Origin of the sequence: Pengzhenrongella sicca (assembly GCF_017569225.1) — a bacterium.
In the GTDB taxonomy this organism is placed as follows: domain Bacteria; phylum Actinomycetota; class Actinomycetes; order Actinomycetales; family Cellulomonadaceae; genus Pengzhenrongella; species Pengzhenrongella sicca.
On sequence record NZ_CP071868.1, the window covers coordinates 2,880,967 to 2,894,270 of the forward strand.

Annotated in this window: 11 protein-coding genes; 5 read left to right on the plus strand and 6 right to left on the minus strand. The window is 72.0% G+C overall.

All coding sequences use genetic code 11. The annotated features are described in order from the left end of the window. Positions 1–223: 223 nt before the first annotated feature. The 3 genes from J4E96_RS13210 to J4E96_RS13220 all read left to right on the plus strand — a co-directional run bounded on the left by J4E96_RS13210 (position 224) and on the right by J4E96_RS13220 (position 4,196). Positions 224–1,972, plus strand: a complete 1,749-nt coding sequence (locus J4E96_RS13210) for a glycerol-3-phosphate dehydrogenase/oxidase (protein ID WP_227422560.1) — start codon at positions 224–226, stop codon at positions 1,970–1,972. A 137-nt stretch (positions 1,973–2,109) separates the two neighbouring features. Continuing rightward, positions 2,110–3,828, plus strand: a complete 1,719-nt coding sequence (gene glpK, locus J4E96_RS13215) for a glycerol kinase GlpK (protein WP_227422561.1) — start codon at positions 2,110–2,112, stop codon at positions 3,826–3,828. 65 nt (positions 3,829–3,893) lie between these two features. After that, positions 3,894–4,196 (plus strand): hypothetical protein, encoded by a 303-nt coding sequence (locus tag J4E96_RS13220; RefSeq protein WP_227422562.1) that lies wholly within the window; start codon positions 3,894–3,896, stop codon positions 4,194–4,196. Positions 4,197–4,199: 3 nt separating this feature from the next. On the opposite strand, the gene J4E96_RS13225 is transcribed toward J4E96_RS13220, so the two are convergent. From J4E96_RS13225 to J4E96_RS13240, 4 genes are all read right to left on the minus strand, one after another. Further along, positions 4,200–7,016 carry an aconitate hydratase gene (locus J4E96_RS13225; protein ID WP_227422563.1) on the minus strand — a complete coding sequence of 939 codons (2,817 nt, stop codon included), beginning with the start codon at positions 7,014–7,016 and terminating at the stop codon, positions 4,200–4,202. Between the two features lie 121 nt (positions 7,017–7,137). Beyond that, complete coding sequence (locus J4E96_RS13230; protein WP_227422564.1) at positions 7,138–7,314, minus strand: translation initiation factor 2; 177 nt, start codon at positions 7,312–7,314, stop codon at positions 7,138–7,140. Between the two features lie 110 nt (positions 7,315–7,424). Continuing rightward, positions 7,425–8,747 carry a class I SAM-dependent RNA methyltransferase gene (locus tag J4E96_RS13235; RefSeq protein ID WP_406619868.1) on the minus strand — a complete coding sequence of 441 codons (1,323 nt, stop codon included), beginning with the start codon at positions 8,745–8,747 and terminating at the stop codon, positions 7,425–7,427. After that, positions 8,737–10,737, minus strand: a complete 2,001-nt coding sequence (locus J4E96_RS13240; RefSeq protein WP_227422565.1) for an APC family permease — start codon at positions 10,735–10,737, stop codon at positions 8,737–8,739. The genes J4E96_RS13235 and J4E96_RS13240 overlap by 11 nt, the downstream gene beginning before the upstream one ends. A gap of 130 nt (positions 10,738–10,867) precedes the next feature. Here J4E96_RS13240 and J4E96_RS13245 point away from each other — a divergent pair, with 130 nt between their 5' ends. Continuing rightward, positions 10,868–11,515 (plus strand): potassium channel family protein, encoded by a 648-nt coding sequence (locus J4E96_RS13245; protein WP_227425760.1) that lies wholly within the window; start codon positions 10,868–10,870, stop codon positions 11,513–11,515. Next, entirely contained in the window at positions 11,515–12,189 is a 675-nt protein-coding gene (locus J4E96_RS13250) for a potassium channel family protein (protein WP_227422566.1), read from the plus strand. Before J4E96_RS13245 ends, J4E96_RS13250 begins: the two co-directional genes overlap by 1 nt. On the opposite strand, the gene J4E96_RS13255 is transcribed toward J4E96_RS13250, so the two are convergent. Both J4E96_RS13255 and J4E96_RS13260 read right to left on the minus strand, forming a co-directional pair. Beyond that, complete coding sequence (locus tag J4E96_RS13255) at positions 12,122–12,874, minus strand: DUF3159 domain-containing protein (protein WP_227422567.1); 753 nt, start codon at positions 12,872–12,874, stop codon at positions 12,122–12,124. The two genes, J4E96_RS13250 and J4E96_RS13255, sit on opposite strands and share 68 nt — an antisense overlap. Then, on the minus strand, positions 12,867–13,232 hold the full coding sequence (locus J4E96_RS13260; RefSeq protein WP_227422568.1) for an OB-fold nucleic acid binding domain-containing protein: 366 nt from the start codon (positions 13,230–13,232) through the stop codon (positions 12,867–12,869). The genes J4E96_RS13255 and J4E96_RS13260 overlap by 8 nt, the downstream gene beginning before the upstream one ends. Between the last annotated feature and the right edge of the window lie 72 nt (positions 13,233–13,304).

Genomic DNA, 13,304 nt, shown 5'->3' on the forward strand with positions numbered 1-13,304 from the left:
CAATTCAGGGGACCGAACGCCCACACGCGCGCGGACCCGGGCCGATTGCCCACACTCGCGCCCGGCGGCCGCAGATGGTCGTGGTGCACGTATGTGCACAGAGTTTGCGCATACGTGCACGGCGGGCGACCATGGATCAGACGTTCGGTAGAGACCTCGACGATGCAGTCCGGGGCCGCCGGCGACAGGCGACCCGTGAGTCATCACGGGCGAGGAGGAAACAGTGAACACGGCGGCACTCACAGCGCAGACCCGGACAGCGGCACTCGATGCCCTCCGCGCAAGCAACGACCCGAGCCACGAGTTCGACATCCTGGTGATCGGCGGCGGCGTGACCGGCGCCGGCATCGCGCTCGACGCGGCGAGCCGCGGCCTGACCGTCGGCATCGTCGAGGGGCAGGACTGGGCGTCGGGCACGTCGAGCCGCTCGAGCAAGCTCGTGCACGGCGGCCTGCGCTACCTGCAGATGCTCGACTTCCACCTGGTCCGCGAGGCGCTGACCGAGCGCGACCTCCTGCTCACCGAGATCGCGCCGCACCTCGTGCGGCCGGCCTCGTTCCTCCTGCCGCTGGAGCACCGCGTGTGGCAGCGCGCCTACTTCGGCGCCGGCGTCGCGCTGTACGACACCCTGGCGAGCATCAACGGCCGGCGCCGCGCGCTGCCGCTGCACAGCCACGTGACCCGCAAGGGCCTGACGAAGCTGTTCCCCGACCTGCGCCACGAGGCCGCGATCGGCGCCATCCGGTACTGGGACGCCACGGTCGACGATGCGCGGCTGGTCTCGACCCTCATCCGCACCGCCGTCTCCTACGGCGCCGCGGCAGCCTCGCGCACCCAGGTCGTCGCGATGACGTCCAACGAGACCGGCACGATCACCGGCGCCACGGTCGAAGACCTCGAGACCGGGTCGCGGTTCGACGTGCACGCGCGCCAGGTCATCACGGCGACCGGGGTGTGGACCGAGGAGACCGAGTCGCTCGCCAAGACCGACGGCGGCCTGAAGGTCCTCGCCTCCAAGGGCATCCACATCGTCGTGCCGCGCGAGTGCATCGCCGGCGAGACCGGGCTGCTGCTGCAGACCGAGAAGAGCGTCCTGTTCGTGATCCCGTGGTCGCGCTACTGGGTGATCGGCACCACCGACACCCCGTGGACCAGCGATCTCGTGCACCCGGTCGCGACGGCGGCGGACATCGACTACGTCCTTGAGCACGCCAACGCGGTCCTGGCCCGTCCGATCTCCCGCAAGGACATCATCGGGACCTGGGCCGGCCTGCGCCCGCTGCTGCAGCCCGGCACCAAGGAGGGCACGTCGTCGGCGAAGGTCTCCCGCGAGCACACCGTCGCCTCCCCCACCCCCGGCCTGACCGTCATCGCCGGCGGCAAGCTCACCACCTACCGCGTCATGGCCAAGGACGCCGTGGACTTCGCCCTCGGCGACCACGCCAAGGCGCAGCCGTGCGTGACCGGCAAGATCCCGCTCGCCGGCGCGACGGGCCTGGCCCAGATGCGCGCGCAGAGCGCCACGATCGCCAGCCGGTACGGCTGGACCGAGGCGATGCTGGACCACCTGCTGCACCGGTACGGGTCGCTGCTGACCGAGCTCACGGCCGCCGTCGACGCCGAGCCCGGCCTCGGCACCCCCCTGGCCGGCGCACCCGCCTACCTGCGCGCCGAGATCGCCTACGCCGTCACCCACGAAGGCGCCCTGCACCTGGACGACGTCCTCATGCACCGCACCCGGATCAACTACGAGCAGCTCGACCGCGGCGTCGGCGCCCTCGACGAGATCGCCGAGATCCTCACCCCGCTGCTCGGCTGGGACGACGCGACCCGCACCCGCGAGATCGCCGCCTACCGCACCCGCGCCGAGGCCGAGGCCGCCGCCGAGCTCCAGCCCGACGACGCCAGCGCCGAGACCGTCCGCCTCCAGGCCGATGAGATCGCCCCGCTCCACGCGCTCGCCACGCTGTAGGTACGTCGAGGTTCGGCCCGCCGACCCCCGGCGGGCCGAACCTCGGCACGGCAGGCGGGCTCTGGCCCGCTGTACGCGTCGCGACCGGCATCGACGCCGGCCCCGATGGCCCCCCAAGATTCGGAGACCACACGCACATGGCTGACTACGTTCTCGCCATCGACCAGGGGACGCTCGTCTCCCGGGCGACCCTGTTCACCCACGCCGGCCTCGTCGTCGAGACGGCCGAGCTCGAACACGCTCAGCTCCACCCCCACGCGGGCTGGGTCGAGCACGACGCGACCGAGATCTGGACCAACGTCCGCGAGGTCGTCGGCGCCGTGCTGGCCCGCGCGAACCTCACCCACCGCGACGTCGCGGCCGTCGGGATCACGAACCAGCGCGAGACCGCGGTCGTGTGGGACAAGACCACCGGCGAGCCGGTCTGCCCCGCGATCGGCTGGCAGGACACCCGCACCGAGGCAATCGTCGAGCGGCTCGGCGCGCTGCCGGGATCGGTCGCGGCGGTCGGCGCGGACCGCTACAAGGAGCGGGTCGGGCTGCCGCTCGCCACGTACTTCTCGGGCCCGAAGGTCACCTGGATCCTCGACAACGTCGAGGGCGCGCGGGCCAAGGCCGAGGCGGGCGACCTCCTGTTCGGCACCACCGACTCCTGGGTGCTGTGGAACATGACCGGCGGCGCCCGTGGCGGCATCCACGTCACCGACCCGACGAACGCCTCGCGCACGATGCTGATGAACCTCGACACGCTGACGTGGAACGAGGAGATCGCCGCCCAGATGTCGATCCCGCTGTCCATGCTCCCGGAGATCAGGTCCTCCTCCGAGGTCTACGGCACCGGCCGCCCCGGCGGCCTCCTGCCGGGCGTGCCGATCGCCGGCATCCTCGGGCACCAGCAGGCCGCGACGTTCGGGCAGGCGTGCTTCGAGGTGGGTGACGCCACGATCACGTTCGGCACGGGCAACTTCATGCTGCTCAACACCGGCACGACGCCGGTCCCGTCCACCACCGGGCTGCTGACCACCGTCGCGTACAAGATCGGCGCCGAGCCGGCCGTCTATGCCCTCGAGGGGACCGTCGACGTCACCGGCTCGCTCGTGCAGTGGATGCGGGACAACCTCGCCATGATCACCTCGGCCGACGAGGTCGAGGGGCTTGCGATGAGCGTCCCCGACAACGGCGGCGCGTACTTCGTGCCGGCCTTCGCCGGCCTCTACGCCCCCTACGACCGCTCGGACGCCCGCGGGGCGCTCGTCGGCCTCACGCGGTACGTGAACAAGGGACACATCGCCCGGGCCGCGCTCGAGGCGACCGCGTTCCAGACCCGCGAGGTGCTCGACGCCATGACGGCCGACGCCGGCGTGAGCCTCGCGGAGCTGACGGTGGCGGGCGCGGCGGTGCGCAACGAGACGCTCATGCAGTTCCAGGCCGACATCCTCGGCGTGGCCGTGATCCGCCCGACCGGCGGCGACCAGGTCGCCGCGGGCGCCGCCTATGCCGCGGGCATCGCGGTGGGCTTCTGGCCGGGCACGCAGACGATCATCGACAACGCCGCCGACGCCGGCCGCTGGGTCCCGTCGATGGCGTCCGCCGAGCGGGACCGCCAGTACCGCCTGTGGAAGAAGGCCGTCACCAAGACCTTCAACTGGGTCGACGAGCCCGCGGCTGCCGCCGAGCTCAGCCTCCTCGCCGCGCCAGCCCTCGTCCCCGAGCCCGCTACGGCCGTCCGCACCGTCGCGACCCCGCCAGGGGTAGCGGGGCCGGAGCTCGACGCCGACCTGATGGACCTCTCGTACTTCCACGACGACGCACGGGCGGTAGTTCACCCGCAGCCGACGCACAGTTCGCTCAATTAGTTGAACGATCGTCCGATAGGCACGACGAACAGGCAGGTCTGTCTCGTCGTACCAGGAGGACAAGCGTGAGCATCGGCCCGATCGAGTCGGTCACGGACCAGGTCCGTGCGCCGGAGGCACTCATCCAGGTCCCGGGTCACATCACCGCGGCCGCGCAGAGCCTCGGCATCTCGGCGGCCCAGATGTCGCAGGCGTTCTCCGTCGGCGCGAGCCTCGCCGACGTCGCGCAGACGCGTGGGATCTCGCAGGAGGACCTCCTCAGCGCGATGGAGGCGAACCCGCCCGCGAACCTGGCGGTGGTCGTCGCCGCGCGCGGAGCGCGCCAGCCCGCCCCCACGGGGGCCGGCGCGCTCGACGTGCTGGCGTGAGCGTCAGGCGCTGACCAGCGACCGCAGGACGTACTGCAGGATGCCGCCGTTGCGGTAGTAGTCCGCCTCGCCGGGAGTGTCGATCCGCAGGTCGGCGTCGAACTCTACGACCGTGCCGTCCGTGCGGGTGGCCCGGACCGCGACCGTCGGCGGCGTGCGGCCCTCGTTGAGCGCCGTGACGCCCGAGAGGTCGAAGGTCTCCGTGCCGTCGAGGCCGAGGGTGGCCGCGGACTCCCCCAGCGGGAACTGCAGCGGGAGCACGCCCATCCCGATGAGGTTCGAGCGGTGGATCCGCTCGAAGCTCTCCGTGATGACGGCGCGCACCCCGAGCAGCGACGTGCCCTTGGCCGCCCAGTCGCGCGACGACCCGGAGCCGTACTCCTTGCCGCCGAGGATCACGAGCGGGATCCCCGCGGCGGCGTAGTCCTGCGCCGCGTCGTAGATCGCCGCCTGCTCGCCGGTGAGGTGGTTGACCGTGAAGCCGCCCTCGACGCCGGGCACCAGCTCGTTGCGCAGCCGGATGTTCGCGAACGTGCCCCGGATCATCACCTCGTGGTTGCCGCGGCGCGACCCGTACGAGTTGAAGTCCCGGCGCGCGACCCCGTGCTCGGCGAGGTAGGCGCCCGCGGGGCTGTCCGCCTTGATCGAGCCGGCGGGGCTGATGTGGTCGGTCGTGACGGAGTCCCCGAGCTTGGCCAGCACGCGGGCCCCGACGACGTCGGTGACCGGCGCCGGCGCGGCGCTCATGCCGTCGAAGTACGGGGGCTTGCGCACGTACGTGGACTCCGGGTCCCAGGCGAACGTCGCGCCCTGCGGGGTCTGCAGCGCGCGCCAGCGCTCGTCGCCCGCGAACACGTCGGCGTAGTCGGTCGTGAACATGTCGCGGTCGATCGCCGAGTCCATCGTCGCCTGCACCTCGCGCGGCGCGGGCCAGATGTCGCGCAGGAAGATGCCCACGCCGTCGTCGCCCACGCCGAGCGGCTCGACCTCGAAGTCGAAGTCCATCGTCCCGGCGAGGGCGTACGCGATCACGAGCGGCGGGGACGCGAGGTAGTTCATCTTGACGTCCGGGTTGATCCGGCCCTCGAAGTTCCGGTTGCCCGACAGGACCGAGACCACCGCGAGGTCGTGCTCGCCCACGACCGCGGACACCTCCTCGGGCAGGGGGCCCGAGTTGCCGATGCACGTGCCGCAGCCGTAGCCCACGAGGTGGAACCCGAGCTTCTCGAGGTAGGGCCACAGGCCCGCCTTCTCGTAGTAGTCGGTGACGACCTTGGAGCCCGGCGCCATCGACGTCTTGACCCACGGCTTGGCCGTCAGGCCGCGATTGACGGCGTTGCGCGCGAGCAGGGCCGCGGCGAGCATGACCGAGGGGTTCGAGGTGTTGGTGCACGAGGTGATCGAGGCGATGACGACGGCGCCGTGGTCGAGCTCCGTCTCGGTGCCGCTCGCGAGCGTCACCGGGACGCGGTGGTGCGGGCGCCGCGCGACGTCGCCGCGCGCCACCTGGGCGGGGACGCCCGCGCTGTCGTCGTGCTCGCCGGCCGCGATCGGGTCGGACGCCGGGAAGGTCTCCTCGACCGCGCCGTCCAGGTCACTGCCGTGCGGCTCGTGCGCGCCGTCGACGTAGTCGAGGATCGAGGTCGCGAAGGCCTCCTTGGCCTCGGTGAGCTCGATGCGGTCCTGCGGCCGCTTCGGCCCCGCGATCGAGGGGACCACGGTGGACAGGTCGAGGCCGAGGTACTCCGAGAACACGGGCTCGACGGCCGGGTCGTGCCACAGCCCCTGCTCCTTGGCGTACGCCTCGACGAGGGCGACCTCGGCGTCCCCGCGGCCGGTCAGGCGCAGGTAGTCGATCGTGACGTCGTCGATCGGGAAGATCGCGCACGTCGAGCCGAACTCGGGCGACATGTTGCCGATCGTGGCGCGGTTCGCGAGCGGGACCTGCGCGACGCCGTCGCCGTAGAACTCCACGAACTTGCCGACGACGCCGTGCTGGCGCAGCTGCTGCGTGATCGTCAGGACGACGTCGGTCGCGGTCACGCCGGGCGGGATCGCGCCGGACAGCTTGAAGCCGACCACGCGCGGGATCAGCATCGAGACCGGCTGGCCGAGCATCGCGGCCTCGGCCTCGATGCCACCGACGCCCCAGCCGAGCACGCCCAGGCCGTTGACCATCGTGGTGTGCGAGTCGGTGCCCACGCACGTGTCCGGGTAGGCGCGCAGGAGCGTCGTGCCGGGGGCCGGGCGCGTCATGACGACCCGTGCCAGGTACTCGATGTTCACCTGGTGCACGATGCCGGTGCCGGGCGGGACAACCTTGAAGTCGTCGAACGCCGTCTGGCCCCACCGCAGGAACTGGTAGCGCTCGTGGTTGCGCTCGTACTCGAGCGCCACGTTCCGCTCGAACGCGTCCGCGCGCCCCGCGACGTCGATCTGCACGGAGTGGTCGATCACGAGCTCGGCGGGCGCGAGCGGGTTGATCCGGTCCGGATCGCCGCCGAGGTCGGCGACGGCCTCGCGCATCGTGGCGAGGTCCACGATGCAAGGCACGCCGGTGAAGTCCTGCATGACGACGCGGGCGGGGGTGAACTGGATCTCCGTGCTCGGCTGCGCCGTCGGATCCCAGGCCGCGAGCGCGCGGACGTGGTCGGCGGTGATGTTCGCGCCGTCCTCGGTGCGCAGCAGGTTCTCCGCGAGGATCTTGAGGCTGTACGGGAGCCGGTCAAGGCCCGGGACGGCGGCCAGCCGGTAGATCTCGTAGGAGGTCTCGTCGACCTCCAGGGTCCCCTTCGACCCGAACGTGTCAACGGTGCTCACTGGTGACTCCTTTGGCCCGGCGGAAAGTGCGATGTATCTTGACGTCAAGATACATTCTAGCGCGTCCGGCCGACGACCGGCCCACTTCGGCTGCCTGCGTACCGACGTGATGCTGACCCGGCTACTGCTGCGCCTGAGCCTTGGCGAGCTCGTCAGCCATCTTGCGCTCGTGCTCGACCGCGCGCTCGTGCGCACGCGGGTCGTACTCCGGCGTGCCGGACTTGCGGGCCTCCGCCGCGGAGACCTTCCCCGCCTCGATGTACCGCCGGGCCGCCTCGTTCTCCTGCTCGCTCGCCACGATGAGCTCCTCCGGTCACGGCGGCCCCGAGCGGACCGCGTGCGTCCGACGCTATGCCCGCCCCGGCGGCCTCGGCCAGCCGAACGGGCGGCGAGCCCCCGGCCCGCGGCTCAGCGCTCGAAGACCGCGATGCACTCGACGTGATGGGTCATCGGGAAGAGGTCGTAGGCCGTCAGGCCGGCCAACCCGTACCCGCTCTCGGCGAGATACGACACGTCTCGCGCGAGCGCGGCCGGGTCGCACGCGACGTAGACGACCCGCTCGGGTCGCAGCTCGGTAATCGACGCGACGACCTTGCGGCCCGCGCCGGACCGCGGCGGGTCGAGCACGACGAAGTCGGCGTGCACGACGTCGGAGTCGGCGTCGAGCGTGCCCGCGAGAACCTTGGCGACCTCGCCGTGGTGGAGCTCGATGTTCGAGCGGTCGTGGGAGTTGCGGCGCGCGTCGTGCACGGCGCGCGCGTCGCCCTCGACCGAGACGACCTCGCCCGTGGCGCCGACGGCGTCGGCCAGCGGCAGCGTGAACAGGCCCGCGCCGGAGTACAGGTCGAGCACGGTCGCGCCGTCGACGTCGCCGAGGCCGGCGAGCACCGCCGCGGTGAGCACGGCGGGCGCCTCGCGGTGCACCTGCCAGAACCCGTCGGCCGTGACCCGGTAGGAGTACTCGCGGTCGCCGAGCGTCATCGTCTCGCGCACGCTCGTGCGCGCGTTCGGGCGCGTGTCTGCGCTCCGACCGGCGAACGGCACGCCGTCCACGAGCACCATCGGCGTCTGGCCGCCGGCGGGGGCGATCGCCTCGAGGTGGGTGCCCGGGCGCCAGGTGCGCGCGAACAGGCCGAGCTCCGCGATGGCCTCGCTCGCGAGCGGCATGTCGGTCAGCGCGCGGATGTCGTGCGAGCGGATGCCGCGCATGCCGGCCCGGCCGGAGTCGTCGACCACGAGGTCGATGCGGGTGCGCCAGCCGAGCCCGCCGCGCTCGTCGTCGCCCGGCGCGGCCTCGACCACGACCGCGCGCTCGAGCTTGGCGAGCCGCTGGAGCTGCTCGGCGACGACGGTCGCCTTCCAGGCGCGCTGCGCGGGCAGGGCGACGTGCGCGAGCTCGCCGCCCCCGACCCCGCCCGGTCCGGCCGCCGGCCAGGCCGACGGCACGCGGTCGGGCGAGGCCTCGAGGATCTCGACCGCGTCCGCGCGCCAGAACGTGGCGTCGTCGGCGAAGTCGGTCAGGCGGGCGCGCACGCGCTCGCCCGGGAGGGTGTGCCGCACGAAGATGACGCGGCCGCCGGGCCGGTCGGTGGACTCGTCCGCGGGCAGGCGCGCCACGCAGTGCCCACCGTGGGCGACCGGGCCGATCTCGAGCTCGACGAGGGGCCCGCGAGCGCCCTTGTGCGGGGTCTCGGGGCGTGCGGTGCGGGAGGTCGAAGGGTCAGTAGCCACGCGGTACGGTACCCCGTAACGGCTCGTCGAGCCCCGTCTGCCCGGCCGAGGAGTTCAGCTGCCAGGGCACCGAGGCCACCACGACGCCCGGCGTGAACAGCAGGCGGCCCTTGAGCCGCAGCGCGCTCTGGTTGTGCAGCAGCTGCTCCCACCAGTGCCCGACGACGTACTCGGGGATGTACACCACGACGAGGTCCCGCGGGCTCTCGCGGCGGATCGAGCGCACGTAGTCGACGATCGGCCGGGTGACCTCCCGGAACGGCGAGTCAAGCACCTTCAGCGGCACCGGCAGGTCGAGCGCGTCCCACCGGGCCCGCAGGTCGACGACGTCGTCGCGGTCGACCCCGACGGTGACAGCTTCGAGCAGCTGGGGCCGCGAGGCGCGCGCGTAGGCGATCGCCCGCATCGTCGGCTTGTGCAGCCGAGACACGAGGACGATCGCGTGCACCCGGCTGGGCAGCGCACGGGCGGACGAGGGGTCCTCGCCGAGCGCCAGCTCCTCGCGGACCGAGTCGTAGTGCTTGCGGATCGCCTTCATCACGATGAACACGATGACCATCGCGATGATCGCGATGTACGCCCCGTGCGTGAACTTCGTGATCAGGACGACGACGAGCACCGTGCCCGTCATGCCGAACCCGATCGCGTTGATCACGCGCGAGCGCCGCATGGTCCGGCGCACGCCCGGATCGGGCTCGGTGCGCAGGTGCCGCGTCCAGTGCCGGACCATGCCGAGCTGGCTGAGGGTGAACGACACGAAGACGCCGACGATGTAGAGCTGGATCAGGCGTGTGACCTGGGCGTCGAACGCCACGATCAGCGCGATCGCCGCGAGCGCGAGCGTGAGGATCCCGTTCGAGAACGCGAGCCGGTCGCCGCGCGTGTGCAGCTGGCGCGGGAGGAAGCCGTCCTTGGCCAGGATCGAGCCGAGCACGGGAAACCCGTTGAAGGCGGTGTTGGCGGCCAGCACGAGGATGAAGCCGGTGACGGCGGACACGGCGTAGAACGCGAGCGGGAAGCCGGTGAAGATCGCGTCCGCGAGCTGCCCGATCACCGGGTGCTGGACGTAGTCCGGGCCGACGGGCTGCCCGTCGATCGTCAGCTGCGACAGGTCCTCGGCGTAGCGCACGTGGGTGAGGTTCGCGAGCACGAGGATGGCCATGATCATGCTGACCGAGATGCTCCCGAGCAGCGCCAGCGTCGTCGCGGCGTTCTTGCTCTTCGGTTTCTGGAAGGCGGGCACCCCGTTGCTGATGGCCTCGACGCCCGTCAGGGCCGCGCTCCCCGAGGCGAAGGCACGCAGGATCAGGAAGGCGCCGGCGAGGCCCGTCAGGCCCTGCTCGAGCCCGGGGGTCGCCGCCAGCTCGAAGTCCGCGCTCTCGGCCATCGGCAGCTCGCCGAGGGCGTAGCGCACGAAGCCCACGACCGCCATCGTGCCGATCGCGAACATGAACAGGTACACCGGGATCGCGAACGCGGTGCCCGACTCCTTCACGCCCCGCAGGTTCGCGAGCGTCAGGAGGACCACCAGCACGACCGCGAAGGTCGTCTCGTGCCCGCGCAGCGCCGGCAGCGCGCTCGCCGCGTACTGGGACCCGGACGAGATCGACACGGCCACCGTGAGCACGTAGTCGACGAGCAGCGCGCTCGCGACCGTGACCCCGGCGTTCGCGCCAAGGTTGACGGTCGCGACCTCGTAGTCGCCGCCGCCCGACGGGTAGGCGTGCACGTTCTGCCGGTACGACGCGACCACGGTGATCATGACGATCGCGACGACGAGGCCGACCCACGGCGAGATGACGAGTGCGGTCACCCCCGCCAGCGACAGCGTGAGCAGGATCTCGTCGGGCGCGTACGCGACCGAGGAGAGCGCGTCGGAGGCGAACACGGGCAGGGCGATGCGCTTGGGGAGCAGCGTGTGCCCCAGGCGATCGCTGCGGACCGGTCGTCCGAGCAGGAATCGTTTGGCGGCGTCTTGGATGTCCGGCACGAGGGTCAATGCTAGGCACTGCGGCGGGCGGTCGGTGCACCCACCGCCGCTCGGGTGCCTTTCCGTACCCGGTCGGGCGTCGGAACGGGCGCCGGGACGGTATATCGTCCCGGCTGTGCACTTCGTCATCATGGGTTGCGGGCGCGTTGGTGCGACGCTCGCCCAGTCCCTCGAGAGCCAGGGCCATTCGGTCGCCATGATCGACCAGAACCCGGAGGCGTTCCGGCGGCTCGACGCCGAGTTCGCCGGCCGCAAGGTCACCGGGCTCGGCTTCGACCGCGACACGCTCGCGCAGGCAGGCATCGAGGACGCCTACGCGTTCGCCGCGGTCTCCGACGGCGACAACTCGAACATCCTCGCCGCGCGCGTCGTGCGCGAGACGTTCGGCGTGGACCGGGTGGTCGCGCGCATCTACGACCCCCGCCGCGCCGAGATCTACCAGCGCCTGGGCATCCCGACCGTCGCGACGGTGCGCTGGACCGCCGGTCAGGTGCTGCGGCGTCTGCTGCCCGAGGGCGCGACCGACGAGTACCGCGACTCCTCGGGCCAGATCCGGCTCCTGCAGATGGACGTCCACGCCGGCTGGTTCGGCCGCCCGTTCCGGGCGATCGAGGACGCCACGCAGGCACGCGTGGCGTTCGTCACGCGCTACGGCGACGGCGTGCTGCCGACGCCGGAGGGCGTGCTGCAGGAGAACGACGTCCTGCACCTGCTGGTGCGGGTGGACGACTCGGCCGCCGTCGAACGAACCCTGACCCGCCGCCCCGAGGAGTCCTGATGCGCGTCGTCATCGCCGGTGCCGGTTCGGTCGGCCGATCGATCGCCCGGGAGCTGCTCGCGCACGGGCACGAGGTCACCATCATCGACCGACAGCCGACCGCGATGCGGGTCGCCCAGGTCGCGGACGCCGACTGGCTGCTCGCGGACGCCTGCGAGCTCCCGACGCTGACCGAGGCCAAGGTGGACGAGTGCGACGTCGTCGTCGCCGCGACCGGTGACGACAAGGCGAACCTCGTCATCTCGCTGCTCGCCAAGACCGAGTTCGGGGTCCCGCGCACGGTCGCCCGCGTCAACAACCCCAAGAACGAGTGGATGTTCGACGAGAGCTGGGGCGTCGACGTCGCGGTCTCGACCCCGCGCATCATGACGGCGATGGTCGAGGAGGCCGTCGCGATCGGCGACCTCGTGCGGATCTTCACGTTCCACCAGTCGGGCGCCGACATCCTGGAGATCACGCTGCCGGTGGGCTCGCCGTTCGCGGGGGTCCGCGTCGGTCAGGTCGTGTGGCCCACCGACACGGTGCTCGCGTGCATCGTGCGCGGCGACCAGCCGATCGCCCCGAGCGCCGACGACACCCTCGAGGAGGGCGACGAGCTGCTGTTCGTCACGGGTCGAGAGGCGAACGAGCAGGATCTCGAGCAGCTGCTGGGATCCTCACCAACAACCAGGTGATCCAGAGCATGAGCGCCCAGAGCGGGACGCCCATCACGAGCCGCATCGTGCCGAGCCAGCCGACCTCGGCGCCGAGGTAGAGCGGGAGCTGCACCGCGAGCCGGAGCCCGTACATCGCGGCCCACAGAGTCGTGGCCAGCAGGTACACCCGGCGGGCACGCGGATCGGCGCGCCAGGTGGTCCCCTCGCCGCGCAGCAGCCCGACGACGAGCCCGACGAGCGGCCAGCCGACGACGATCGACAGGACGCACGCCGCGAGATAGGCGCCGTTGGTCCAGAGGCCGACGACGAAGTAGTCCTCGGCCTGGCCCGAGCGCGCGGCCCAGAACACCCCAACCGCGACCCCGACGGCGCCGGCGAGCGCCTGGGTGAGCGGCGTGCGCTGCACGAGCCGCGCGACGACGGCGACGAGGGTCACCGCGCACGAGCCGACGAGGGCCGGGGTGAGCTCACCGGCGACGAGGTAGACGATCACGAAGACCAGGCCGGGCGCGATGGACTCGACGATGCCGCGGACCCCGCCCGTCGCCTCGGCGACGGAGAAGTCGGCGCCGGTCAGCGCGTTGAGGCCGCGACCCGACGGGGCACTGTCAGGCGCGGGACTGTCAGGCGCGGCACTGTCAGGCGCGGCACTGTCGGGCGCGGCGCCGTCGGGCGCGGCGCCCGCGGTACGGGGATCACTCACCGGGACGGGGCAGGAGCTCGTAGCGCGGGTTGTAGATGGTCGGGCGGCCGTCGATCGCGCAGACGAGACCCTCGAACGAGCCGCGGCGGCCGGGATCGATGCCGCTGATCTCCCGGCGCCCGAGCCAGACGAGGTCGACGGTGCCCGTTCCGTCGTACAGCTCGGCCTCGAGCGCCGCGACGCCCTGGCGGGGCCGCAACGTGACCGAGCGGAGCACGCCGTTCACCGAGGCGCGGTGCCGGTCGGGCAGGTCCGCGACGCTGGTGCAGCCGAGCTTGGTCGACTCGAGCCGCTCGTCGCTGGCCTCGAGCTCGGCCTGCGAGGCGAAGGCGTGGTGGAGGGCGGTGCGCAAGCTCATCGACGTTCTCGTTTCACCTGGTGGTCGATCTCGGACGAACTGCGGGTAGCCCGCAGCATCGGGCGTGCGCCG

Bases quoted from the DNA above. Each gene is read 5' to 3' on its own strand.
- J4E96_RS13245 (WP_227425760.1), top strand. From the start codon at position 10,868: ATGGGTTGCGGGCGCGTTGGTGCGACGCTCGCCCAGTCCCTCGAGAGC.
- J4E96_RS13250 (WP_227422566.1), top strand. From the start codon at position 11,515: ATGCGCGTCGTCATCGCCGGTGCCGGTTCGGTCGGCCGATCGATCGCC.
- glpK (WP_227422561.1), top strand. From the start codon at position 2,110: ATGGCTGACTACGTTCTCGCCATCGACCAGGGGACGCTCGTCTCCCGG.
- J4E96_RS13260 (WP_227422568.1), bottom strand. From the start codon at position 13,232: ATGAGCTTGCGCACCGCCCTCCACCACGCCTTCGCCTCGCAGGCCGAG.